The sequence below is a fragment of the Iodidimonas nitroreducens genome, assembly GCA_000710935.1.
In the GTDB taxonomy this organism is placed as follows: domain Bacteria; phylum Pseudomonadota; class Alphaproteobacteria; order Sphingomonadales; family Rhodothalassiaceae; genus Iodidimonas; species Iodidimonas nitroreducens.
On sequence record BAYV01000104.1, the window covers coordinates 1 to 22,851 of the forward strand.

General features: G+C 58.0%; 21 protein-coding genes and 1 pseudogene. 15 read left to right on the forward strand and 7 right to left on the reverse strand.

The genetic code is table 11. The annotated features are described in order from the left end of the window. The 3 genes and pseudogenes from AQ1_RS12805 to AQ1_RS14735 all read left to right on the forward strand — a co-directional run. Nucleotides 1-249: pseudogene (locus AQ1_RS12805) on the forward strand (malate synthase G); the annotation flags it as partial. Nucleotides 250-368: 119 nt separating this feature from the next. Then, nucleotides 369-1,022, forward strand: coding sequence for a hypothetical protein (locus AQ1_RS15580; RefSeq protein ID WP_152550439.1), 654 nt, complete (start codon nt 369-371; stop codon nt 1,020-1,022). Between the two features lie 299 nt (nt 1,023-1,321). Further along, the gene (locus AQ1_RS14735) at nt 1,322-2,110 is read left to right on the forward strand and encodes a helix-turn-helix transcriptional regulator (RefSeq protein WP_052371277.1); all 789 of its coding nucleotides are present in this window, start codon (nt 1,322-1,324) and stop codon (nt 2,108-2,110) included. Between the two features lie 9 nt (nt 2,111-2,119). On the opposite strand, the gene AQ1_RS12820 is transcribed toward AQ1_RS14735, so the two are convergent. From AQ1_RS12820 to AQ1_RS15365, 3 genes are read right to left on the reverse strand one after another with little or no spacing between them, the layout of a single operon-like run. After that, on the reverse strand, nt 2,120-3,094 hold the full coding sequence (locus AQ1_RS12820) for a site-specific tyrosine recombinase XerD (protein WP_462687147.1): 975 nt from the start codon (nt 3,092-3,094) through the stop codon (nt 2,120-2,122). Nucleotides 3,095-3,132: 38 nt separating this feature from the next. Next, nucleotides 3,133-5,316, reverse strand: a complete 2,184-nt coding sequence (locus tag AQ1_RS12825; RefSeq protein ID WP_150007410.1) for a hypothetical protein — start codon at nt 5,314-5,316, stop codon at nt 3,133-3,135. Further along, entirely contained in the window at nt 5,297-5,437 is a 141-nt protein-coding gene (locus AQ1_RS15365; RefSeq protein WP_161760619.1) for a hypothetical protein, read from the reverse strand. The genes AQ1_RS12825 and AQ1_RS15365 overlap by 20 nt, the downstream gene beginning before the upstream one ends. 232 nt (nt 5,438-5,669) lie before the next feature. Here AQ1_RS15365 and AQ1_RS12830 point away from each other — a divergent pair, with 232 nt between their 5' ends. From AQ1_RS12830 to AQ1_RS12865, 8 genes are all read left to right on the forward strand, one after another. After that, a complete protein-coding gene (locus AQ1_RS12830) occupies nt 5,670-6,254 on the forward strand; it encodes a shikimate kinase (RefSeq protein WP_081837334.1) in 585 nt (194 codons plus the stop codon). Further along, the gene (aroB, locus tag AQ1_RS12835; RefSeq protein WP_042087991.1) at nt 6,251-7,399 is read left to right on the forward strand and encodes a 3-dehydroquinate synthase; all 1,149 of its coding nucleotides are present in this window, start codon (nt 6,251-6,253) and stop codon (nt 7,397-7,399) included. Before AQ1_RS12830 ends, aroB begins: the two co-directional genes overlap by 4 nt. Nucleotides 7,400-7,442: 43 nt before the next feature. Continuing rightward, the gene (locus AQ1_RS12840) at nt 7,443-8,720 is read left to right on the forward strand and encodes an HlyC/CorC family transporter (RefSeq protein ID WP_042087993.1); all 1,278 of its coding nucleotides are present in this window, start codon (nt 7,443-7,445) and stop codon (nt 8,718-8,720) included. Nucleotides 8,721-8,771: 51 nt separating this feature from the next. After that, the gene (locus AQ1_RS12845; protein ID WP_042087995.1) at nt 8,772-12,074 is read left to right on the forward strand and encodes a helicase-related protein; all 3,303 of its coding nucleotides are present in this window, start codon (nt 8,772-8,774) and stop codon (nt 12,072-12,074) included. Then, entirely contained in the window at nt 12,071-12,487 is a 417-nt protein-coding gene (locus AQ1_RS12850) for an RNA-binding S4 domain-containing protein (protein WP_042087997.1), read from the forward strand. The genes AQ1_RS12845 and AQ1_RS12850 overlap by 4 nt, the downstream gene beginning before the upstream one ends. Before the next feature lie 25 nt (nt 12,488-12,512). Continuing rightward, nucleotides 12,513-12,974: a tellurite resistance TerB family protein gene (locus AQ1_RS12855; RefSeq protein ID WP_042088018.1), complete on the forward strand. Its 462-nt coding sequence runs from the start codon at nt 12,513-12,515 to the stop codon at nt 12,972-12,974. 122 nt (nt 12,975-13,096) lie between these two features. Further along, on the forward strand, nt 13,097-13,435 hold the full coding sequence (gene fdxA / locus AQ1_RS12860; protein WP_042088000.1) for a ferredoxin FdxA: 339 nt from the start codon (nt 13,097-13,099) through the stop codon (nt 13,433-13,435). Between the two features lie 620 nt (nt 13,436-14,055). Continuing rightward, on the forward strand, nt 14,056-14,562 hold the full coding sequence (locus AQ1_RS12865; protein WP_042088002.1) for a CarD family transcriptional regulator: 507 nt from the start codon (nt 14,056-14,058) through the stop codon (nt 14,560-14,562). A 7-nt stretch (nt 14,563-14,569) separates the two neighbouring features. Here the strand turns inward: AQ1_RS12865 and AQ1_RS12870 are convergent, their stop codons facing one another. From AQ1_RS12870 to AQ1_RS12880, 3 genes are read right to left on the reverse strand one after another with little or no spacing between them, the layout of a single operon-like run. Further along, nucleotides 14,570-15,538 (reverse strand): thermonuclease family protein, encoded by a 969-nt coding sequence (locus AQ1_RS12870; RefSeq protein ID WP_081837330.1) that lies wholly within the window; start codon nt 15,536-15,538, stop codon nt 14,570-14,572. After that, complete coding sequence (locus AQ1_RS12875; RefSeq protein WP_081837331.1) at nt 15,528-16,421, reverse strand: alpha/beta fold hydrolase; 894 nt, start codon at nt 16,419-16,421, stop codon at nt 15,528-15,530. The genes AQ1_RS12870 and AQ1_RS12875 overlap by 11 nt, the downstream gene beginning before the upstream one ends. 22 nt (nt 16,422-16,443) lie before the next feature. After that, entirely contained in the window at nt 16,444-17,307 is an 864-nt protein-coding gene (locus AQ1_RS12880; RefSeq protein ID WP_042088007.1) for a universal stress protein, read from the reverse strand. A 126-nt stretch (nt 17,308-17,433) separates the two neighbouring features. Between AQ1_RS12880 and AQ1_RS12885 the strand changes: the two genes are divergently transcribed. From AQ1_RS12885 to AQ1_RS12900, 4 genes are all read left to right on the forward strand, one after another. Continuing rightward, nucleotides 17,434-17,817: a PepSY domain-containing protein gene (locus AQ1_RS12885; protein WP_150007415.1), complete on the forward strand. Its 384-nt coding sequence runs from the start codon at nt 17,434-17,436 to the stop codon at nt 17,815-17,817. Continuing rightward, the gene (locus AQ1_RS12890) at nt 17,817-18,530 is read left to right on the forward strand and encodes a response regulator transcription factor (protein WP_042088009.1); all 714 of its coding nucleotides are present in this window, start codon (nt 17,817-17,819) and stop codon (nt 18,528-18,530) included. Before AQ1_RS12885 ends, AQ1_RS12890 begins: the two co-directional genes overlap by 1 nt. Continuing rightward, on the forward strand, nt 18,527-19,927 hold the full coding sequence (locus tag AQ1_RS12895; RefSeq protein WP_052371279.1) for a sensor histidine kinase: 1,401 nt from the start codon (nt 18,527-18,529) through the stop codon (nt 19,925-19,927). Before AQ1_RS12890 ends, AQ1_RS12895 begins: the two co-directional genes overlap by 4 nt. 158 nt (nt 19,928-20,085) lie before the next feature. Next, complete coding sequence (locus AQ1_RS12900; protein WP_042088024.1) at nt 20,086-20,526, forward strand: RT0821/Lpp0805 family surface protein; 441 nt, start codon at nt 20,086-20,088, stop codon at nt 20,524-20,526. 40 nt (nt 20,527-20,566) lie between these two features. Here AQ1_RS12900 and AQ1_RS14740 read toward each other — a convergent pair. Continuing rightward, nucleotides 20,567-22,851: S8 family peptidase (locus AQ1_RS14740; RefSeq protein WP_152550441.1), on the reverse strand; the 2,285-nt coding region annotated here is incomplete at its 5' end.

Consider the following 22,851-nt stretch of genomic DNA (forward strand, 5'->3'; position numbering starts at 1 on the left):
CATATCGCCAATTGGCTGCATCATGGGGTCTGCACTCTCGCGCAGGTGAACGAAACTCTGCGCCGGGTGGCCGCCCTTGTGGATCGCCAGAATGCGGGCGATCCGGCTTATCAGCCCATGGCCCCCGATTTTGAGGGCTCCATCGCCTTTCAGGCCGCCTGTGATCTGATTTTCAAGGGCCGCGCGCAGCCCAATGGTTATACCGAGCCGGTGCTGCACCGGCGGCGGCGGGAATTGAAAGGCTCATGATCGCGGCATACCCCCGCCAAAGCCCCTATCTGTGCGTTCAGCATAGGTTCAGATGGCCGCCTTTATGCTGTGATCCATGATGCCCGTGATTGCCTTTGGGGCAGCAATCGAGGAGAGCGATGATGACCATGTTGCATGTCAGACCGATTGATCCGGAAACCACCCAAGGGCGGCGGCCTTTTCGCCTGCGTGGCTGGGCTTTGGCCTTCATCGCGTCTTTGGCTTTGGGAACATCGGGCCTGATCGCCGCCACCCCTGCCGAGGCCGGGGGCGGTTATTATGGCGGCTATGGCGGCCATAGCTATCGCGGCGGCCATGGGGTCCGGGGTGGGCATAAATTTCGCGGTGGCCATCGCTATCGTGGGGGGCGTCATCATGGCGGTGGCCGTGGCGCGCGGAATGTTTTCTTGGGCGTTGGTGCTGGCCTTTTGCTGTATCATGTGATCGATAGCGCCAATGAAAACCGGGCCAATGCCGGTTCTGGCGGCAGCTATGGTGCAGATGGCTATTATCAGCCCGGGGATCGGGTTTATGAGGTGGCCCAGCCGCCCCGCTATGCTCCGCGTCCCGGTTCGATCCCGGCCAGATCGGGAGCCGCCTCTGCCCAAGGGGATGCGCCCATAGCCGAAGCCCCAAGCTGCCTGCAAACCCGGGAATATCAAACCACCATCACCATCGCGGGCGATGAAAAGGAAGCCTATGGCACCGCCTGTTTGATGCCGGATGGCAATTGGAAAATGGGCGCGCCGCAATTGGTCCCTGATTTCGATTGAGGCCGATTGAGTTCGATTTTTTAAGGCCGATCAAAGAATCAGATGCTGCCGATTCAAGATATCTGAGGATTTTAGCTGATCAAAGCCGCTCCGATGGGATCGATAAGGTGCGAATTTCATGATCAGTTTGTAAAAGTTGTGTGATCATTTTGCACCTTTACGCTACGTAAACTTGATGACTCAGATCAGCATGGCTCTGATCACTGTTATTGGCATCTTGGCCTATAGTGCAGATCGTACTATATTATGGGAAAGCGTTTAGGGGACAAAAAGTCCTGATCTGTTCTTTGGGGTGTGAAATGTTAGCCGATCCGACTGAACGATTTTTAAGCGATCTTCCCGGGGCCAGAAATCTGCAGGAAGCGTCCATGCTTTTGGGGCATTATAGCCGCTCCCTGCCAACCCCGCGCGCCGCTTTTGATAATGATCTGGGTAATCCGGTTTTCCCCATGGGCAAGGATGGCGAGCCCATAGGCGTGGAATTGGGATGGCCTTCTGATTTCATTCGCCGCTGGGCCGGGGGCGGGCTGGTTCTTGCCTGCCCGCTGGTTGTGCCCTGTCGTAAAATGCGGCGGCCTTTCAGCTGGGGCCTTGATGAAGAAAATCTGGGCCTTCCCGAAGAAGATCTGCCCCGGCCCTTCACCGCCCTGGGGCAGCAAACCTTAAGCCTTTTGCGTCAGGTAGGGGTGCGATCCGGCATCACCGTGCCTGTGCATCAGCCCGGTGGCCGCACCGGATTTGTTTCATGGGTGAGCGATGAATCCCTCCAAACCGTGCGCCAATGGGCCGGGCATCATGCCGGTGAGCTGTTTTTGGTCGCTCATGCCTTTCTCGAGCATGTGGATGCCATGATGGCCCGTGGGGCTGCCAATATCAAAGATGATTGCCCGCTGACCGAGCGGGAGCGCGAATGTTTGACATGGGTGGCCTGCGGGAAAACCGATAGCGAAATCGGCATCATCATCGATCGTTCGCCGGAAACCGCGCGCTTTCATGTGCGCAATGCGATTGCCAAGCTCGATGCCAGTTCCCGCAGCCATGCGGTGGCCAAAGCCATTCGCCGCGATTGGCTGGGGCCGGTGGAATAAACAGGCTTTTCAGCCATCCTGCTTTGGTTTGCTTTGCGGGCTTTCTGTTTGGTCCCTTTGGGCCAGCGGGTGTTTTTCGCTCACCAAAGTCCGCAGCCGTTCTTCCAGCACATGGGTATAGATCTGAGTCGTTGAAATATCGGCATGGCCCAGCATTTTCTGCACCGCTCGTAAATCGGCCCCATGGGCCAGAAGATGGGTGGCAAAGGCATGGCGCATTTTATGGGCGGAAAGCAGTTCGGGCCTGATCCCGGCTTCTTGTGCCAAAGATTTGAGCATTTGCTGCACCCGCATCCGGCTGAGCGTGCCCATCGCCCCGCGTGAGGGGAAAAGCCAGGGCGAGGCGGCCATATCTGGCTTATCGCGTTTTAAAATCGTCAGATAGGCCAGCAAAGCGGTGCGTGCCTGATCACCCATGGGCACCATGCGTTCCGCCCCCCCCTTGCCGCGCACGAACAACACCGGGCGATCCGGGGCAAAAGCCCGGCGTGGCAGGCTGATCAATTCGGTGATGCGCATGCCGGTGGCATAAAGCATTTCCAGCAAAGCCAGCAGCCGGGCGCTTTGCAGATTGTTTTTTTCCCGATGGATCGCTTCCGCGCAAGACAGCAGCTTATTGACATCCTCTTCGCTGAGAACGCCGGGCAGGCGGACGGGCAGGCGCGGGCTATCGATACCGATGGCGGGATTATCGGCTTTCAGCCCCTCGCGAAACAGAAACAGAAAATATTGCCGCAAGGCCGATAAGCGGCGGCTAGCGGTGCTGGCGGCGCGCTTTTCGCGATGCAAAAGATCCAGATAATGCCGGATATCTTCTGTTGTCGTGCTTTGGGTGCTGGCCCCGGTGCGGGTGAAAAAATCCACCAGATCGCGTTCATAAGCGGCCAGGCTATTGGCCGCCGCCCCGCGCTCGGCAGCCAGCATTTCCAGAAACTGCTCAATCAGATGGCGATCTTCAGCCATGATGATCTTCATGCTGGCCATGGCGATGCCGTGTCATGGCCCTGTGCATCGCGATGCCCTCAATCGTTTTGAGTGAGCAAAACATCAAGGGCAAGATCGCGGGCATAAGGCTTGAGATTGGCTTCCCGCAGGGCGGCCAATATGGTTGCCAGCACAGGGGCGGAAAGCCCATCGATGCCGCCACTGTGCCGGATCGCCACTAGGCTGGTGAGCAGGCTTTCCCCCAGCCGTTGTTCCCTGATCGCCTCTACCATCTGCCGCCATAAAAAGGCCGATGGTCCTGTTCTGGCGGGTGCTGTGGCGAGCCATAAGGGGCGGGTATCCGCCGTTTCCAAAGAATAGCCCAATTCATAGAGAATGCTTAAAAGCAGATCGGCCCGGGCCTCATCCGCGCTGGCCAGCCATTGATCGAGCAGGGCCGCTTCAAAACCCATGGATGGATCGGCATCGGCGATCAGGATCAGCGCCCACAGGGCTTTTTGGGCCCTTAGCGCATCGGCATTGCCGGCATCGGCGGCGATGCGCGCCGCTTCATACCATCCAAGGGCCTGTTCCGGCTGGCCATTGAGCAGATGCACCCGGCCCATGCTATCGGCATAGCCCGCCAATGACATGCTGGCATCCAGCGCATCCAGCGGGCCGGAAAGCGCCGCAGCCATGGCTCTGGCCCGCCCGGCTTTGCGGCCATGCTGGAAGGCGATTTCGATCCAGCGGGCGCGTTCTGCCGGGGTTTTGGCCTCAGCCGCAAATTGCCACAAAAGCGCATCGAGCTTTAAGCCGGAGACCAGATGATCAGCGGCGGTTTCAGGGTCAGAGTCGGTTGAAGAATCGGTCGTGGCATCAGGGGCGCTGGCCGGATTATTGGCGGCTTCCAAAGATGAGAAAACCCCCGCTCTTTGCGCTTCATCAAAAGGGATGGCGGCAAAGGCTGCCGCGATCAGGGGGCCATCGACAAAGCCATGGCGGGCAGCGCGCAGAGCCAAATGAAGCTGGGTTTCGGGTTCATAGCCGGGCAGCCGGGCCACCTTGTCCAAAAGAAGGGGGGGGGCACGCAAGGCGAGATCGGCGGCCAGCCGGCTTTGGGTGAGGCGCGCCAAAGCAAAAAGCGCTGGATCAAGGGCGGATGTGGCCGCGATCCCATCACCCATCCTGGCATTCTGGCGGGCATTTTGGGCCGCATTTTGGGTGTTGTCTTGGGTCAGCAGCTTTTCCATCAGGCTGAAAAAGGCCGGATCGGCTTCATTGGAATCGGCGAGCAAGGCCAGCTTGAAGCGCGCTGCGGGGATCTGATCATCAAGGGCCGCGCATAAAGCGGTGATCCGCAACCAATAGGCCGCGCCGGATCGGCTGATAGCGTCATTCGCCAAAGTACAGGCCTGATCATAATCACCGATGGCCAGCAGAGCATCGCTGTGCATGCGGGTGATGGCCAAGGTTTCTATGGGGGCTTCTATGGCGCCGGTTTCACCCTTGGGAAGCTCATTGGCAAGGGCCAGAAAATCTTCGACCCGCCCCATGGCATAAAGCCGCTCCAGCCGGGCTTCGATGAGGGATGGCACGCTTTCAGAATTTTCGGGCGCGCCTTCAGCCGCAACAGGAAGAGGCGGAAGAATGGCAGGCGATAATAAAAGCCGACGCATCAGGGCGCGCACGGGCGGCGATGCGCTTTCTGCGGGCAAGGCGGGTAAAAGCGTTGAGAGAAGGGCGCGGGGGCTGCCTTCCCATATGGTGACGGGGAAAGCCGGTTCAGCTTCATCGACCCAAACCCCGATGGCCGCCGGGTCGAGACGATCAAGGGAATCGATGCTGATGTCCTGTTCAACAAATGTCTGCTCAGTAACAGATTGTTCGGTTAAGCTGTTTTCGGCATCCGGCTGTTCGCCATCCCTTTGAGATTCACTGCTGGTGAAGGCGGGCGATGGGATGGAGCGGGGCGGCACATAAGGCCCGATCAGGATCGAGGTGGGGGCTTTTTGGGCATCGGCCTTGCGCTGTTCGCCGGGCGATGGCTCCAAACGCGGCCCCCCCAGATAATAACGGCCCTCAGCGCCCTGATTTTGGGGCTCGGTTTGAGGCTCGCTGTCCCCATCGGTTTGAACGTCGGTCTGAAGCTCGGCTTGGGGCTCGCTTTCTGGCGGGGTTTGGGCCGATAAAGGCGCGGCACAGAAAAGCATTGCCACAAGCAGGGCCACAGCCCCCAAGCGGCCTTTCAAGCAATCGGGATCAATCATTGATGATGTCATCGGAAAGCTCTTGTTCCACCGATTGCTGGGGGGCGGGAATATCCCATGTAAAAAGCCAGATCGAACCGCCGATCAAGGCCAGCAAAACAATCGCGATCACCACAAGCCAAACGCTTTTCATTCCAGATCAACCCTTTTTTGTCCTTACCGTCGTTTATAGGCAATATGGGGACTTGCTGTCCAGCACAGCCCCTTGATGCTTTTGGCCCCCAGCGCTTTTATTCCCAGCGCTTTTGGCCCTTCAGCCTGTAAAGCGCCTGCTGATCATCTGAACATGCAGATCAGGCAGGAAAATGGCCGCAGGCGTGCAGGGCTGCTTTATGATCGGCGATTTTTGTGCTGTAAGTCTGTTCATGATGCATGAAAAAACAAAAAACAGACATTTTTCCCTGATCGATCCCCATAATCCCGGGATGCCCATCGTGCTGGTGGGCCTGATGGGGGCCGGTAAATCCACCATCGGGCGGCGGCTGGCGGCGCGCCTGGGGCTTGGTTTCGTGGATGCCGATGATGCCATTGCCGAAGCGGCAGGGCGCAGCATATCCGAAATTTTCGAGGCCTTTGGCGAAGCCGCCTTCCGCGAGGGCGAACGCCGGGTGATTGCCCGCCTGATCGATGATAAGCCACAGGTGATTGCCACCGGCGGCGGGGCTTTTGCCGATCCGCAAACCCGGGATCTGGTTTTATCCCGCAGCTTTTCCGTGTGGCTGGATGCCGATATCGATATTCTGGTGGAGCGCACGGCCAAGCGCGATACCCGTCCGCTTTTGCGGCAGGGCGATCCCCGCACCATTCTCGAAGGTTTGTGGAAAACCCGGGCGGGTGATTATGCTCAGGCCAATATCCATATCAAAAGCAGCGATGGCCCCCATGAACATGTGGTTGATAAGATCATCGCGGCGATGGGCAGCTATATCAGGGAAAGGACAGGCCCGTGAGCAACAGCGTGGCGGCGACGGAGATTGGCACGGTGCCGGTGGCTCTGGGTGATCGCGGCTATGATATCGTGATCGGCGAAGGCCTGCTGGCTGATCCGGGGCGCTGGCTGGGCGATCTTTTGCTGCGGCCGCGCCTGGCCCTTGTCAGCGATGAAACGGTGTTTGGGCTTTATGGTGATGGGGTGATGGACGCCTTGGCCAAAGCCGGGATCAGGGCGGATCGGCATATCATTCCGGCGGGGGAAGGGGCGAAATCCTTTTCAGAACTGGAGCGGCTTTGTTCGGCGCTTCTTGATTTTGATATCGAACGCCGGGATCTGGTGCTGGCGCTGGGCGGCGGCGTGGTGGGTGACCTCACCGGCTTTGCCTGTGCCATTCTGCGCCGTGGTGTTGATGTGGTGCAGATACCCACCACGCTTTTATCGCAGGTCGATAGCTCGGTGGGGGGGAAAACCGGGATCAATGTGCCGCAGGGGAAAAATCTGATCGGCGCCTTTCACCAGCCCCGCCGGGTTTTGATCGATCTGACGAGCCTTGATAGCTTAACGATGCGCGAACGCCGCGCAGGCTATGCCGAAGTGATGAAATATGGGCTGATCGATCAGCCGGATTTCTTTTCCTGGCTCGAAGATCATGGTGCGGATGTCTTGCTCGGGGATCGCCCGTCGCAGGCTTTTGCGGTGGCGCAAAGCTGCCGGTCAAAGGCCCGGATCGTTGCTGCTGATGAGCGGGAACAAGGCCAGCGTGCCTTGCTCAATCTGGGCCATACCTTCGGCCATGCACTGGAAGCCCATGCGGGCTATGATGGTCGGCTTTTGCATGGCGAGGCAGTGGCCATCGGCTGTGTGATGGCTTTTGAACTGTCGGCGCGTCTGGCCTTATGCCCGCCTGATGATGCGGACCGTCTGCGTCGGCATCTGCAAAAGACCGGGCTGCCTATCCGGTGCGAGGATATCGCGGGTGATCTTTTCAAAGGGCTGGGGGCGGATCGCATGATCGCCCTGATGCAGCAGGATAAAAAGGTTGAAAATGGGATGATCGGCTTCATCCTGGCGCGGGGCATAGGCCGGGCGTTTATCAGCCGCGATGTGCCCATGCCGGTTCTGCGCGATTATCTCAAGAGCATCCTGCCTGATCTAGCCTGATCGGTTCTGAAGATTTTCTGATGGTTTTAAACGGATGTTGAACATGTTGATGGCTCATCTGCCCGCTTTGATCGGGATTTTTATTCTGCTGTGTTTATCGGCCTTTTTTTCAGGTTCGGAAACCGCCCTTACGGCGGCCAGCCGCGCCCGCATCCATCGGCTGGCCCGGGATGGCGATCATCGGGCCCAAAGGGTGGAAAAGCTGATCGAGGATAAAGAACGCCTGATCGGGGCCATTTTGCTGGGCAATAATCTGGTGAATATTCTGGCCAGTGCTCTTGCGACCTATGTTTTCATCGCCATGGTGGGTGAAGGTGGGGTTGTTTATGCCACCCTTGTGATGACGGCTCTGGTTCTTATTTTTGCCGAAGTGCTACCCAAATCCTATGCCATTTCCAATCCCGATGGCATGGCTTTGGCGGTGGGATCGGTGATTGCCATTCTGGTTTTGCTGTTTTCGCCCGTGGTTAATCTGGTGCGCCAGATCGTGCGCGGCACGCTGTCTGTCTTTGGGGTGGATCTGGAAAGCGGCGAGGCGATCCTGTCGGCCCGTGATGAGATTCGCGGGGCCATCGATCTGGGGGCCAGCGAAGGCGGCATCCGCAAAGCTCATCGCGATATGCTCGATTCGATCCTTGATCTGGATGAAATCAGCATCGAGGATGTGATGATCCACCGCAAGAATATGGCGCTGATCGATGGTGCCATGCCCCCTGCCGAGATCGTTGATGAAGTGATCAAAAGCCCCTATACGCGCCTGCCGGTTTATGAAGAAGATGCGGAAAATATCATCGGGGTGCTTCATGCGAAGGATGTTTTGCGGGCGCTGAAAGCGGTGGGCGATCCGGCGGCCATCAATATCTGCGAGATCATGACGGATGCCTGGTTCGTGCCGGAAACCACCAGCCTGCGCGAACAGCTCAATCGTTTTTTATCCCGCCGTGCTCATTTTGCTTTGGTGGTGGATGAATATGGCTCGATTCAGGGGCTGGTGACCCTGGAAGACATTCTGGAAGAAATCGTCGGCGATATTTCCGATGAATTCGATCATATGATCCATGGGGTGAAAAAGCTGGCGGATGGCTGGGTGCAGGTGGATGGCACCATGACTTTACGCGATCTCAATCGTCGCTTTGATTGGTCTTTGCCCGATGCCGATGCCTCGACCCTGGCGGGGCTGGTGATTTTCGAATCGGAAATCATCCCCATTGTCGGCCAGCGGTTTAATTTTCATGGCTTTGAATTTGAAATCATTGGCCGTCGGCGCAATCAGATCACCCAGATCAAGATCAGGCCGAAGCCATCTGAAACAACTGCTTGAAAATATGGCCTGAAAAAGTCGCAAAACTGCAACTGTGCTGAACGGAATAGAATGACGGGATATCATGGCTCAAGGCGGGTGATTGCCGTGCTTGGCCCCACCAATACCGGCAAGACCCATTATGCCGTGGAGCGAATGCTGGGCCATGCCAGCGGCATGATCGGTTTTCCCCTGCGGCTTTTGGCGCGTGAGATTTATGATCGGGTGGTGGCGGCCAAGGGGGCTTCGCGGGTGGCCCTGCTCACCGGCGAGGAAAAGATCGTACCGCCCAGCCCGGCTTATTGGATTTGTACGGTCGAATCGATGCCGATGAGCCAATCGGTGGATTTTCTGGCAGTGGATGAAATCCAGCTCGCGGGTGATCAGCAGCGCGGCCATATTTTTACCGATCGCCTGCTCAATGCCCGCGGCCTGCAGGAAACCATTTTCATGGGGGCCGATACCATGCAGGCGCTGGTCAGCCGGTTGGTCCCTGATATCACCATCATGGCGCGGCCGCGCTTTTCAAAATTGCAGCATATCCCGCCGCAAAAGCTGCATCGCTTGCCAAGGCGTTCGGCCCTTGTCGCCTTTTCCATCGAACATGTTTATGCGCTGGCGGAACTGGTGCGCCGCACGCGCGGCGGCACGGCTGTGGTGATGGGGGCGCTCAGCCCGCGCACCCGCAATGCGCAGGTGGCGCTTTATCAAAGTGGCGATGTGGATTATCTGGTGGCCACCGATGCCATCGGCATGGGCCTTAATATGGAAATCGACCATGTGGCCTTTGCCGCCACACATAAATTTGATGGCGAACGGGTGCGGGGGCTTCAGGCCGCTGAAATCGGCCAGATTGCGGGCCGGGCCGGGCGTTATTTAAATGATGGAACCTTCTCCACCCTTACGGGGTCGGATGCCGATGCCTTTTCGCCACCGCTGATCGCGCAGGTGGAAGCCCATGATTTCAATCCCCTGCGCGGGCTGATCTGGCGCAATGCCCGGCTTGATTATCGCTCTGTGCCAAAGCTTGTGGCATCGCTCGAGATGCCATCCATGCGGCCCGATCTTGTGCGGGCGCGGGAAGCCTTGGATTTGCGGGCCTTGAAGGCGCTCGCTAAAGACGAAGAGATCGCCAGGATCGCCACCACCCCGGCAGCGGTGCAAAGATTGTGGGAAATTTGCCAGATCCCCGATTTTCGCCGTCATTCGGAAAGCGAGCATTTATCCTTGCTTCGGAAGATATATCGCGATTTGATGGGGCGACATGGTGTGGTGCCCCATGATTGGATGGCGCGGCAGGTCAGCCGACTTGACAATGCTCAAGGCGACATTGATACCTTGGCCGCGCGGATTGCCAATATCCGAACCTGGACCTATGTCGCCAATCGGCGAAATTGGTTGGCGGATGCGGGGCACTGGGCTTATGTGACGCGGGGCATCGAAGACAAATTGTCGGATGCCCTTCATGATAGATTGACGCAGCGTTTCGTTGACAGACGGACATCGGTCCTGATGCGCGAATTGCGCCAACGGGGCGAATTGTCGGTGAGCATAGACGAAACGAATGAAATCATTGTCGAAGGCCATGCCATTGGCAGGCTTGATGGCTTTACCTTTCATGCCGATCCAGCGGCGGTGGGGGACGATTATAAAACTCTGGAATCCGCAGCCGGTTTGGCGTTGAGGGCGGAAATCACCCGCCGTGCCAAGATTTTTTGCAATATCGGCTATAAAACCATGCAGCTCGATCTTTCGCAGGGGATGCATCGGCCGCAATTGATCTGGCAGAATTCGGTGATTGCCCGGATCGAAAAAGGCCATGGCCCCTATGAACCCCGGGTCCGGCTGGCCGAGGGCACCTTATTGACCGATCGGCTGGCCGATCAGGTGCGTGAAAGCTGTGAAGCCTGGCTGGCCGAGCGGATCGCCGATAAGCTTGAGCCGCTTTTGAAGCTGAAAGCCGAGCTTGAAGCGCAAAAACCGGCCTCTGCCTCTCAGCCAGCGCCAGAATCGCCTATAGAAGAATCGCCTATAGAAGAATCGCCTACAGAAGAATCGCCTGCGGACGATGTGGCTGCGGAAAAGTCAGCAGCGGAAGACGCGGAGCAGAGCGTTTCTCCTGAGATCGAGGCCGCAAGCGCGCCTGCCGAGGCGGCGGCCCCGCCATCAGATGCGGGATCGAACCCGGCACCAAAGCCCGCCGTGAAAACCGTCGTGAAACCCGTTGAGACCCCCTTGAGCGGGCTGGCCCGTGGAGTCGCCTTCCAGCTTTTGGAGCGATTTGGTGTTCTGTCGCGCGGGCAGGTGGCCGGTGAATTGCGTCAGATCGATCAGGATGCGCGCAAAGGCTTGCGCCGCTTCCAGATCAGGATCGGGGCCACCGCCCTTTATATTCCGCAAATATTAAAGCCCCATGCCGTGGAATTGCGGCTTTTGGCCTGGGCCTTGTGGCATGATATTGCCGATCTGCCGGTGATGCCCACGCCGGGTTTGGTCTGGATTCAAACCGATCCCAAAGCCCCGCGCGAATTTTATGAAATTGCCGGTTTTCGGCTGATTGGCGGCCATGAAGCCGTGCGCCTTGATATGCTGGAGCGGCTGGCCGATATGGTGCGGCCTTTGGGTCTGGGCGGTCAGAAATTTACGGTCACCCCGGAAATCATGGGCCTTGTGGGCTGTTCGGGCGATAGCTTTGTGCGCGCCATGCGGGGGGTGGGCTATGGCCATGAAATTGTTGAAACGCCAGCCCCTGTATCAACGCCCGATTCTGCCGTGAATTCTGAAGCGGATCCAACCGCCCAAGCTGATGCTGGTGCCCCTGCTGAAGCGGCTCCCCAAGCAGAAGCGGGCCCCCAAACCGAGTCTGGTCTTGAAGCGACCGCGACCTTATCGCCCGAGCCGCCAGCGATGATCGCTGAAACGCGGTTTTTCTGGGCCCCTCGTCCCCCCCGGGCGGCGGCCCGCCCCCGCCATAAAGCCCAAGGGGATCAGGCCAAAAATCCGACCCAGAAACACGGCCGACAGGCCGCGCAGTCGCCGGATGACGCCCCGGCCGCTCGCACCGGACCGGATGCAAAGCCCCGTCATGAGGGGCAAAAAAGCCGCAGGCCGCACCCGGATCGTGGTGGGGCTGATCAGCGCCGCCCTGCTCGGAGTGGCCCTGCTCGGAATGGTCCTGATCGCGGTGGATCAGAACGGGGCGGATCTGATCATGGAAAGCAGGGCCCACGGGTCTTCAGGTCCGGGCCGCAAGGGGCATCGGGGCCATCCGGGCGGGCTGATGGGAAAGCCGTGGGCCGCTCCGAGATCAATGAAGACAGCCCCTTTGCCCAATTGAAAGCATTGAAAGCCGCATTGGAAAAGCGGTCTGGATGACAATACTGGGCCCCGAAAAACAGGCGGTTTCTGCGCCTCGGATGCGGATCGATAAATGGCTGTGGGTGGCGCGGTTTTATAAAACCCGATCTTTGGCCACGAAAGATGTGAAAAGCGGCCGGATGCGGCTTAATGGGTCGCATGTTAAAAAGCCATCGGCTTTGATTTCGCCCCATGATGTGCTGACCTTTCCCAAAGCCCAGCGCATTTATGTGGTGAAGGTGCTGGGCTTGTCGGAAACCCGAGGACCGGCCAGCGTGGCCCGGCTTTTATATGATGATTTAAGCCCACCACAGGCGGCTTTGGGCAGCGCTGAGGAAGGCCGGGGCGTTCATGCCCGGCGCGATGCAGGCAGTGGGCGGCCAACCAAGGCGGAACGCCGCGCCCTTGATCGGCTCACAGGCGATCTATGACCAGACCAGAAAAGGACAGATGCTGATGCTCAACCGGATACGCTCATTTTTTGATCGTGCAGCAGATAAAAATGCTGATGGTCCGCTTTATGAAGATCGACATATGGCGACCGCAGCCCTGCTTTTGGAAGCGGCCATGATGGATGGGGCTTTGGATGAAACCGAGGACGCATCGGTGCGCGATCTTTTGGATCAGCATTTCGATTTTTCGGCGGAAGAACTCGATAGCCTGATCGAAGAGGCCAAAGAGCGCTCCCATGGCTCCCAACAGATTTTAGGATTCACCCGCGCGGTGAAGGAGAGCTGCTCTTATGAAGAGCGTGTGGCCCTCATTGAAATGCTGTGGGAAGTGACTTATGCCGATGGCGTTTTGCATCATTATGAAGCCAATTTGCTCCGGCGGATCGGCGGGCTTTTATATGTTAGCGATAAAGATAATGGTTCGGCCCGCAAGCGGGTGCTTGACCGTTTGGGGATCGAGGCCTGAAGACATGCCCGCCTCGGCTCTGTTCAGATGGCCTTAAAAATGGTTGTCTCGGTTCTTATTCTTGGGCATAAGGCCGAAAAGTTCATGATGGCGCATATGCCTTTTGTGTCGAGAGGAAATCTATGACCTATGTTGTCACCGAAGCCTGCATCAAATGCAAATACACCGATTGCGTCGAGGTTTGCCCGGTGGATTGCTTTTATGAAGGCGATAATATGCTCGTCATCAATCCCAATGAATGTATCGATTGCGGCGTGTGCGAGCCGGAATGTCCGGCGGAAGCCATCCTGCCCGATACTGAGGATGGCCTTGAAAAATGGCTGGAACTGAACGCGGATTATTCGGAAAAATGGCCGAATATCACGACGAAGAAAGAACCGCCCGCCGACGCCGATGATCATAAGGATGAAGACGGCAAATTCGATAAATTCTTCTCGGCCGAACCCGGCGCCGGCGATTGAGAGCGGGGGCCTTTCTCGCGTCACCCCGGCCCCCTCTTTCGTCAGTCCGGCCCCCGAGCCGGGGTCCATCTGGTGAAGGGCTTGTGCGTGCCAAAGCGTGGATCCCGGTTCTGCGGCGCACCCCTTTGGGCTGCCCCGCGCCCGGGATGACGTGAAGTGTTGGCGTTTCATGTGAGCATCGTCTGCTCGATGCGCAGCGGAAACAACAAACAGCCAGCCTTGAGCGCGCTTCATGCGAGTACCGGCGCCAACACCAACGGTTTGATCACGCGCCGCGCCGGGCGGAGCGGAAGCAAACAAAGAGTGGACCTCGGCTCGGGGGCCGGGGTGACGAAAAAAGAGGCCCCGGCCTGGTGAGACGCTCATCAAATTTCAGTGAATTTTCGCACATGCGAAACGACTGTCTTTTTTCAGACAGTTGTGTTACAGTCCGTGAATTGATTGTGTGTCGTTTGTCATCAAGCAAGCGGATCTGAACAGCAGTGAGGCTGATCACCCTTAATATTCCATCATGATATGTAGCAGGACAGGTCTTTCCGACTGATGAACTGTGCGGTGTTTTATGATGTCAATATTTGCTGCAATATCCGCCCAACAGAAAAGGGGCTTTAAGACCGGTCATGGTAAAAAAGAAAACTACCCTTGATTTCGCTGCAGGGGATTATGTCGTTTATCCCAAGCATGGTGTTGGTCGTGTCACTGAAGTTGAAGCGCAGGAAATTGCCGGAGCAACGCTTGAGCTTTATGTCGTTCGTTTTGAAAAAGAACGGATGACTTTACGTGTACCCATCAGTAAAGCCGAAACGGTTGGGATGCGGAAACTCTCCAATAAGGTCACGCTTCAGGAAGCTTTTTCCACATTGAAGGGCAAAGCCCGGATCAAGCGAACCATGTGGAGCCGCCGGGCCCAGGAATATGAGGCCAAGATCAATTCCGGTGATATCGTGTCGATTGCCGAAGTGGTGCGCGATCTTCATCGTGGGGCCGATCAGCCTGAACAATCCTATTCCGAACGCCAGATTTATGAGGCCGCCCTTGGCCGCTTGGCGCGGGAATTGGCGGCAGTCGAAGATATCGACGAAAAATCCGCCCTGACCCAGCTTGAAAATGTTTTGATTGCCGCCTGATCGGATTTCAGTCGGTTTTTGATCCTGCTTTTGTTTCAAGAATCCCCGGTGCCATCTGTGCCGGGGATTTTTTTGATCCGTGGTCCTGTTCCTCATCAGCGAGCGGGGAGGCAAGGATTTTGATCTGAGCCGGGCTGATGGGGGTGATCATCAGGCCATTCATGGGCTCCATCACGCCGCGCACTTCTAGCTCTTTCCCGCGCCAGAATGCGGCAGTGCGCTCAGCCACCGGCCATTGCCGCCGCACCGGCCAATTCAGGCGGATCGTGAAATCCTGCCGCCAATCGGCTGTGAAATTGAGATAAAGCGTGCCCCCCACTTTGGTGGCCTGAAAGACTCGGCCAGTGACAATGGCAAAATCACCGCCGCCGATGCTGCCATCATTCATCAGGTCATGTGCTTTCATGGGTGCGAAGGCGGGTGCGGACCACAGGGTGCGATGATCGGCTCGGGCGCTGTCTTCGGCCTCGTAAAGGGCGCGGGTTATGTCGGGGGGCAGATCAAGGGGAAAAGCACGGGCAAGGCCCTGTTTCAAAAGGGCTGCATTGATCCACAGGGAATTGCCTTCTGGTGTTTCAAACAGGATATGCGCCCGGATGCGGCCATAACGATCCGGCGCATCGCTGGTGGGATAGACCCAAAAGCGCTGCCCCAGATGCGTGCTGATCAGGGCGTGGGCCATCCGGGCCCATCCATCTTCGCGCACATCGCCCCCTTCATGGCTGCGGCTGAGGCGCCACAGATCAGCCAGAACAAAAGAGCGGCCATCGCGGCTGATAAGGGCAAGATCGGGATCGACCCGATCCAGAATGGCTTCAAATGGCGGGCCCAAGGCTGCCAGAAGGTCTTCTGCCGTCAAGGACGACTTTGAAAGAACGCCCGAAGGCGCGGGTGGTTCAGCAGCGCTGCCAGACCCCGGCATCGCCCACAGCATAAGAGCAAGAATGAGGCCCCCGATCCAGCGATCAGGCGGCATGTTTGGCCTCGAATTCGGCAAAGGCGGCGCGCACGGCTTCAGGCGCTTCTACCTGCGGATAATGGCCGATGCCGGGCAAGGCCACGATATCGGCATCCGGCACAATCTGGGCAAAGCGATGGGCCATAGCCGTGCCCGAAACCGGATCTTGAGGCCCATAAACAAAGCGCAAAGGGCACAGGGCCTGGGCAAAGGCATCGCTCCACCGGGTTTGAAAGCGCTGACGCTCATTGAGATATTGGCTGATCGCATGCATCACCCTTTTGCCGCGATGATGGGTGATCAGGCGCCAGAAATCATCGAGCTCGGCGGATGAAGGCTGACTTTGGGGGCCGAAAATAGCCCTGAAGCTGCGACCGAATGTGCGGCGGTTCATCAGATGCTGGGCGATGGCTCCCCATTTGGATCGCAAAAGCCTTTGGGTGAACAGGGGGGTAATCTGGTCGTAAAAAATGCCCCCGTTCAAAAGCATGGCTGATTGAATTTCGATCTTGTGGCTCTGCTCATTCTGCCGGGCCAGCAATTCCTGGGTGATGCTATCGCCAAAATCATGGGACAAAATCGCCACGCGGCTGATCCGGCAATGGGCCAGTAACTGCTCGATCAGATCGGCCTGATCGAAAATCGAGTAAGCATAAGGCAAGGGCTTGGCCGAAAAACCAAAGCCGATGAAATCCGGCGCAATCACATCATGATGGGCACAAAGGCCATCCCAGATCGCGGCATAATCCCAGCTTGCGGTGGGAAATCCGTGCAGCAATAAAAGCGGCGGGCCAGCCCCCCCGCGCCGATAGAAAATATCATGCCCGCGATAGGGAAAAATCATGCCCCCACTTTGCCATTGAGACAGGCTGATGGGCATGGGTTTGGGATTTTTGGTCATCCATCTGGCCTTCAAAGCATCATCAATGGCTCATGAAAACGGGGATGCGGGCATGATGAATGGCATCGCGCGTCACCCCACCCACGATCATTTCCCGCCAGCGGCTATGGGAAAAAGCGCCCATGATCAAAAGATCGGCCTGTTCTTTATCCACTGTGGCGCGGATGGTTTCACCAACGCTGCGCTGTTCACTTTGGACCTGCCGGGTTTCAGCCGTCAGGCCATGGCGCGCCAGATAGATCCGCAAGCCTTCCAATGATGGCCGGTCGGGATGTTCATCATCCACGGTCAGCAAAATGATCCGCTCGGCCTGATGCAGAAAAGGCAAGGAGGCGGCCACGGTGCGGGCACATTCCGCCCGGCCATTCCATGCCACGAGAATGCTGTTGCCCGGATTTTTATGCTGGCGTTCGGGCGGGGCCAGCAGCAGAGGGCGGCCCGATCTGAACAGCACTTCATTGAGCAGATCGGCGCTATCCTGATGATTGGGTTCTACCGGCTGCGGCACGATGGTGAGATCGGCAAGGCGGGCGGCACGGCCCACCCGATCGGCAATGAATCCGGTGGTTTCCTCCCATGAAATGGTGGGGTCGTCCAGCCCCTCAAGGCCATCCCCCAGGGGCAGATTTTCAGATTGGCGCTTCTCTTCAAAAACCGCAAAAGCGCGGGCGGCACGGGCTTTCCCCTCGCGGTCGGACGCATCGACCAGATCCTGAATGGCATCGGCGGTCAGCCCTTCGCCCATGAAGGGGATGGCGGCGCGGGGATCGGGGCGAATGAACAGGCCGCTTAAATGACCCCTGAATTTCCGGGCCATGGCAAAAGCCAGATCGAGCACGGCATCCTGCCCATTTGGATCGGTCATCGGAACGAGAAAGCTGCGCATGGTCAGTCCCCTTATTAAAAACCACAAGCCATCAGCAAAGCATAGCGCGGACAGTCTGGAAAGGGGAGCCGGTTCATGGACTGTTCACGGAGATCAGTATAAGACATTGTGCCAAAGGATGAAAAAATGCGCTTATACCGTCTTGTGATCATTTTTGCCGCGCTGCTGGCCTGCCCGATTGGCGAAAGCCATGCTTTCGGGGCGGGCCTGCATGGGGCTGCACAGCCTTTTTCCCGGTCATCCCATGCCCCTCAGCCCGTGCTTTATGCGCAATCCGAACAGGATCGGGCCCGCGAAGAAATGCTGGAAGGCAAGATTTTAAGCTATTCGGAAATCGTGCGCCGGGCGCAGGCCTCGGTTGCGGGTCGGGTGGTGGGCCAGACATTGCAGCGCGCCGCCCGGGATCGCTGGGTTTACAAGATCAAGATTTTGCAAGAGGGCGGCAAGGTGGCATCAGTAACAGTGGATGCCCATACAGGGCAGGTTCTTGCGGTGAAAGGAAAGCGGTGATGCGGGTTCTGGTGGCAGAAGACGACGAAGATCTGGCGGGCCAGATGGTGGCATCCTTGAAAGATGCGGGCTATGCTGTGGATCACGCGGATAATGGCGAAGATGCGCATTTCATGGGCGATACCGAACCTTATGATGCAGTGATCCTTGATCTGGGCCTGCCCATGCTCGATGGCATTTCGGTACTCAATCTATGGCGGCAGGCGGGGCGCACCATGCCGGTTTTGATCCTCACCGCCCGCGACAGCTGGAATGATAAGGTAAAGGGGCTGGATGCCGGGGCCGATGATTATGTGACCAAACCTTTTGAACTGGCGGAATTGCTGGCGCGCCTGCGGGCGCTGATCCGCCGGGCGGCGGGCCATGCCACATCGGAACTGGTGCTGGGGCCGGTGATGCTGGATACCCGCAATGCCCGGATCTGGGTTTCGGGGGAGCCGGTGCGGCTGACCGCTTTGGAGTTTAAATTATTCTCTTATCTGATGCATCATCAGGATCAGGTGATTTCCCGCACCGAATTGACCGAACATATCTATGATCAGGATTTCGACCGCGATTCCAATACCATCGAGGTTTTTGTCAATCGGATCAGAAAAAAGCTGGGGGTTGATCTGATTCAAACCGTGCGGGGCCTTGGCTATCGGCTGGAAGCCCCCACAGAGGATCAGAAAACCGAAAATCCCCAAAAGGGCGGCCAGCGGGCAGACGGGTGAAAACGCCACAAAACACAGATGAACAGGGGCGGTTCTGGCGGCTGCGCCATCTCAACCGATCCCTCACCTTGCGGCTGTTATTGGCGGCGGTGATCTGGCTGGCGGCGGCGCTCAGCCTGGGCGGATTGATTCTGGCGGCGGCCTTTCGCGATTATGTGGTCAGCGATTTCGATGCCCGCCTTGATCTTATTTTAGAACATATGATCGGGGTGAGCGAGGTGGAAAATGGCGTTTTGCGCTTTACCCGCCCGGTCACCGATCAGCGCTTTTCCGAGCCTTATTCCGGGCTTTACTGGCAGGTGTCTACCGATGATATGCCGCATTTCCGCTCGCGATCTTTGTGGGATCAGGCGCTGGAGCCGGAATGGCAGATCCCGGCCTTCAATCAGCGTGTTTATGAAACGGATGGCCTTGCAGGTCAGCGGCTGCGGATCATGGTGCGCGATGTGGTCCTGCCCGATGATGATGCGATCTATCGTTATATGGTGGCGGGCGATACCCAGCAGATCAGAACCGATATCGATTCTTTTGATATGCTGATCCTGCGGTCATTGGGGTTTTTGGGGCTGGCGCTTTTGCTGGCGGTTTTGGCGCAGGTCTGGATCGGGCTGCGGCCGCTCACGGCGATCCGCACCGGGCTTGCCAATATCCGATCCGGGCGGGCGCAGCGATTGGAAGGACGCTTTCCATCGGAAATCCAGCCTTTGGTCGAGGAAATGAATGCCCTGATCGCCCAGAATGAGCATGTGGTGGAACGCGCCCGCACCCATGTGGGCAATCTGGCCCATGCCTTGAAAACTCCGCTTTCCGTGTTATCGAATGAAGCGCAGGCCGATCCCCATGCGGGCCGCCTGGCCGGATTGGCGCTGACCCAGGCCCAGATCATGCGCCAGCATATCGATCATCATCTAAAACGCGCCCGGGCGGCGGGCGGCGGCGTGGGGCTGGCCACCCCCCTTGATGAGCCGGTGGCGGAACTGGTGCGGGCCATGGGCAAGATTTATGCGGATCGCGATTTGCAGATTTCAGCCAACATCCCCCATGATCTGGCCTGCCGGGTGGATCGGCAGGATGTTTTTGAAATGGTCGGCAATCTTTTGGATAATGCCTGCAAATGGTCAAAAAGTCGGGTCATGATCCGCGCTGAAATGCTGGAGAATACGGCCCGGCCGATGCTCAATATCCGGGTTGAGGATGATGGCCCGGGGATCACCGATGCCGAAGCCGAGGCGGCTTTCGAGCGCGGCAATCGGCTGGATGAAGCGGTGCCGGGTAGCGGATTGGGGCTTGCTATCGTGCGCGATATTGCCGATCTCAGCGGCGGCAGCGTTCGCCTTGGGCGATCCGCATGGGGCGGGGTGCGGGCCGATCTGATCCTGCCCGCGGCGCGGCTTTAACTGGTCTTGCTCAGGCGTGCGAAGTTCATTTGCCATTCATTGGCAAGGCATTAGATTAAGAAAGAGATCACGTTGAAGGGGTATGAGGGCTAAAGGACATGACCAGACAATATACAACAAAACGGCTTTCCACATGGCTTTTAGGCGGCTTTTTGGTCATGGGTCTGGCCGCCTGCAGCAATCAGGGCAATGGCGAGAAAGAATTCTGGGGAACCGTTGTCGGCGGTGTGGCCGGGGGGTTGATCGGCTCGGAAATCGGTGGCCGGGGCGATAGCGGCAAGGTGGGGGCGGCTTTGGGCGCCATTGCCGGGGCGGCCCTTGGCAATCAGGTGGGGAAGGATCTGGATCGCGCCGACCGGATCGCTTTGGCCAAAGCCCAGCAAAAAGCCTTTGAAACCGCTCCTTCCGGTACCCGTACTGAATGGTACAATCCCGATACCGGCCATGGGGGTTGGGTCGAACCCAAAGCCGCCTATCAACCCGAAGAAGGCCGCTATTGCCGGGAATATACCCAAAGCATCATGGTGGGTGGCGAGCCGCAAACCGGCTATGGCACGGCCTGCCGTCAGCCTGATGGAAGCTGGGAAATCGTGCAATAAAGGCACTAGCGCCGAAGCTGGGCGCTTGCCCGAAAGCGGGTCAAAAACGGGTGTGCAGGCGTAAAAGCACGGATGTGATGCTGGCGCCCTGATCAACATGCCCGGCTTCAAATTGCTGCACAAGGCTGGTTTCGATCCGGGTTTGATGATCAAGGGAGAGGCCATAGCTGAACTCAAGATCGATTTCCCGGCCCGTGGGGGCCAAAGACAGGCTGCGATCTTCAAACAAAAAGATATCCTGATCGAAATCGCGGGCCACCGGCACCCGCAGGCTTGCCGTGCCGCCCCGCACCCGCAGGGGCTGGATCACCGCAAAGCCGGCGCGGTCGCCTTTATGAAAAAGGCCGGCATGGCGCAGGCCAAAGGCAAAGCTATCCGTGCGCACTTTATCGATGCCGGAAAAAAGCGATCCGCCAAGGCTCGTCTGTTGGCCGCTTCCTTGCTGATCAAGGCTGCTGCTGCCCATCAGATAACGGCCAAAGATTTCAAAGCGATCCGAGAACGCATAGCGCCCATCAAGGGCAAGAAACTGGCTATTGGCCCCCGTACCCAAAGCAAAGGCACCTTCGCTTTGGGTGCCCAGAAAGCTGCCATTTTCAGCCTGCGTTCCGGCCTGAACCGCGATGAGCGCCCCCCCAAAGCGCAGGTTGATCTGGGCCAAAGCAAGGCGGTGGCCGCTTGGGTCATCGATCCGACGATCAAGCGCCAAGCGATCCAGAGACAAAGATTGCCCCCCATTGCCATCCGGTCCATCGCCCTCAACAAAAGCGAGATCAAAGCTCAGCATCCCCGATAGGCGCTGGTGAATAGCCACAGTGCGCTGATCGGCGGCGCTCGCCAGAAAGGGCGTATCGATCCGCGCGGACAGGGCGAAATCTTCGGCCGGGTCAGGCCCCTGGCCGCTTTTGATCACCCGCGCGGGCGATAATCCATAAGCGAGGCTGGCGCGGGTTTTTTCATTGATCTGCCCGGATAAAAAAGCCACCGGGCGTGCCGGGCTTTCCAAAGCCGCAGCGCGGGGGCTGAGGGCGGCGCGGGCCTGAGCAAAGCGATCATCATAAGCGGAAAAGGAAAAGCGGGCGACATCCCCCACCGCCAGATCACCACCGGGCAGATGCCGGGGCCGATCCACCAAAGATTGCAGGGCAAGGGCTGCGGGTGCGCGTTCGATGCTTTGGCTAAGATCAAGGCGAAAGCTGCGGCGGAATCCATCGATCATCAACACCCCATCCAAAGCCCGCGCGGCGCTGAAGGCATCGCCAAAAGCCGCCGAACTGGTCATGGCCGATCCATCGGTGGGGAGCATGCGGCTGGCCGTGGCATTGGTGGGAATGGATGTGGTGCCAACCGGCTGAAGGGCGGCAGCCAGATCGATGAGGCCATTGCCAAATTCCCCATCCACCCCGGTTGCCCCTAAATCAAGGGCGGTTTCGCGCAGGATCTGGCCGATTTCCGCCGCGCTGAGATTGGGAAACATCTGGGCCAGCAAAGCCACCGCCCCGGCCACATGGGGGGCGGCAAAGGATGTGCCGGAAGCCCGGGCAAAGCAATTGCCCGGCCCGGCTTCGCATTGTTCCTGTGGGAAGGGGGCAAGAATATCCTCGCCCGGTGCCACCAGAAAAAATTCCGCCAACTGACCCGCGCGATTGGAAAAATCGGCCAGCGCATTGAACTGATTGGTGGCCCCCACCACCAGAACATGATCGCGGGTAAGGGGGTCATCGGCCAGAAAGGCAAAGCCCGAAGGATCGATTTCACTATCATTGCCCGCCGAGATCACCACCATCACATCATTGGCGGCGGCATTGCGCACGGCTTGTAAAACCGAAAAGCCAAAGCCTTCGCCGCCCAGGGAAATATTGATCACCCGCGCCCCATCGCGCACGGCTTGATTGATGCCCCGGGCGATATCGCGATCAAAGAAGCTGCAGCCATCTTCGGTTTCACAAGAGCCGGGATCATCGGCACGAAGCGCCAGGATCGTCGATTGAAAAGCCACGCCCAAAGTGCCCGTATCATTGCGGCGGGCGGCGATGATGCCGGACACGATGGTGCCATGGCCATCGCTGTCATCAAATGTGGGAGTATCGCGATCAAGGGTGACATCGGCGCTCAATTCGGAAATGGCCCCGGCAAATTCGGGGTGCTCGCGATCAATGCCGGTATCGATCACCCCCACGATCACCCCCTCACCCGTGCCGCCGGCATCAAAGGCGGCGAGAGCATTGATATTGGAAAGCCCGTTTGAGCGGCGAAATTCCGCAGTATCGAAATTTTCCACAATCGGTTCTGGCGGCGGTGGTGGGGGCGGTGGGGGCGCAGGGG

Bases quoted from the DNA above. Each gene is read 5' to 3' on its own strand.
- AQ1_RS15580 (WP_152550439.1), top strand. From the start codon at position 369: ATGATGACCATGTTGCATGTCAGACCGATTGATCCGGAAACCACCCAA.
- AQ1_RS14735 (WP_052371277.1), top strand. From the start codon at position 1,322: ATGTTAGCCGATCCGACTGAACGATTTTTAAGCGATCTTCCCGGGGCC.
- AQ1_RS12820 (WP_462687147.1), bottom strand. From the start codon at position 3,094: ATGGCCAGCATGAAGATCATCATGGCTGAAGATCGCCATCTGATTGAG.
- AQ1_RS12825 (WP_150007410.1), bottom strand. From the start codon at position 5,316: ATGACATCATCAATGATTGATCCCGATTGCTTGAAAGGCCGCTTGGGG.
- AQ1_RS15365 (WP_161760619.1), bottom strand. From the start codon at position 5,437: ATGAAAAGCGTTTGGCTTGTGGTGATCGCGATTGTTTTGCTGGCCTTG.
- AQ1_RS12830 (WP_081837334.1), top strand. From the start codon at position 5,670: ATGATGCATGAAAAAACAAAAAACAGACATTTTTCCCTGATCGATCCC.
- AQ1_RS12840 (WP_042087993.1), top strand. From the start codon at position 7,443: ATGTTGATGGCTCATCTGCCCGCTTTGATCGGGATTTTTATTCTGCTG.
- AQ1_RS12845 (WP_042087995.1), top strand. From the start codon at position 8,772: ATGACGGGATATCATGGCTCAAGGCGGGTGATTGCCGTGCTTGGCCCC.
- AQ1_RS12850 (WP_042087997.1), top strand. From the start codon at position 12,071: ATGACAATACTGGGCCCCGAAAAACAGGCGGTTTCTGCGCCTCGGATG.
- AQ1_RS12855 (WP_042088018.1), top strand. From the start codon at position 12,513: ATGCTCAACCGGATACGCTCATTTTTTGATCGTGCAGCAGATAAAAAT.
- fdxA (WP_042088000.1), top strand. From the start codon at position 13,097: ATGACCTATGTTGTCACCGAAGCCTGCATCAAATGCAAATACACCGAT.
- AQ1_RS12865 (WP_042088002.1), top strand. From the start codon at position 14,056: ATGGTAAAAAAGAAAACTACCCTTGATTTCGCTGCAGGGGATTATGTC.
- AQ1_RS12870 (WP_081837330.1), bottom strand. From the start codon at position 15,538: ATGCCGCCTGATCGCTGGATCGGGGGCCTCATTCTTGCTCTTATGCTG.
- AQ1_RS12875 (WP_081837331.1), bottom strand. From the start codon at position 16,421: ATGACCAAAAATCCCAAACCCATGCCCATCAGCCTGTCTCAATGGCAA.
- AQ1_RS12880 (WP_042088007.1), bottom strand. From the start codon at position 17,307: ATGCGCAGCTTTCTCGTTCCGATGACCGATCCAAATGGGCAGGATGCC.
- AQ1_RS12885 (WP_150007415.1), top strand. From the start codon at position 17,434: ATGCGCTTATACCGTCTTGTGATCATTTTTGCCGCGCTGCTGGCCTGC.
- AQ1_RS12890 (WP_042088009.1), top strand. From the start codon at position 17,817: ATGCGGGTTCTGGTGGCAGAAGACGACGAAGATCTGGCGGGCCAGATG.
- AQ1_RS12900 (WP_042088024.1), top strand. From the start codon at position 20,086: ATGGGTCTGGCCGCCTGCAGCAATCAGGGCAATGGCGAGAAAGAATTC.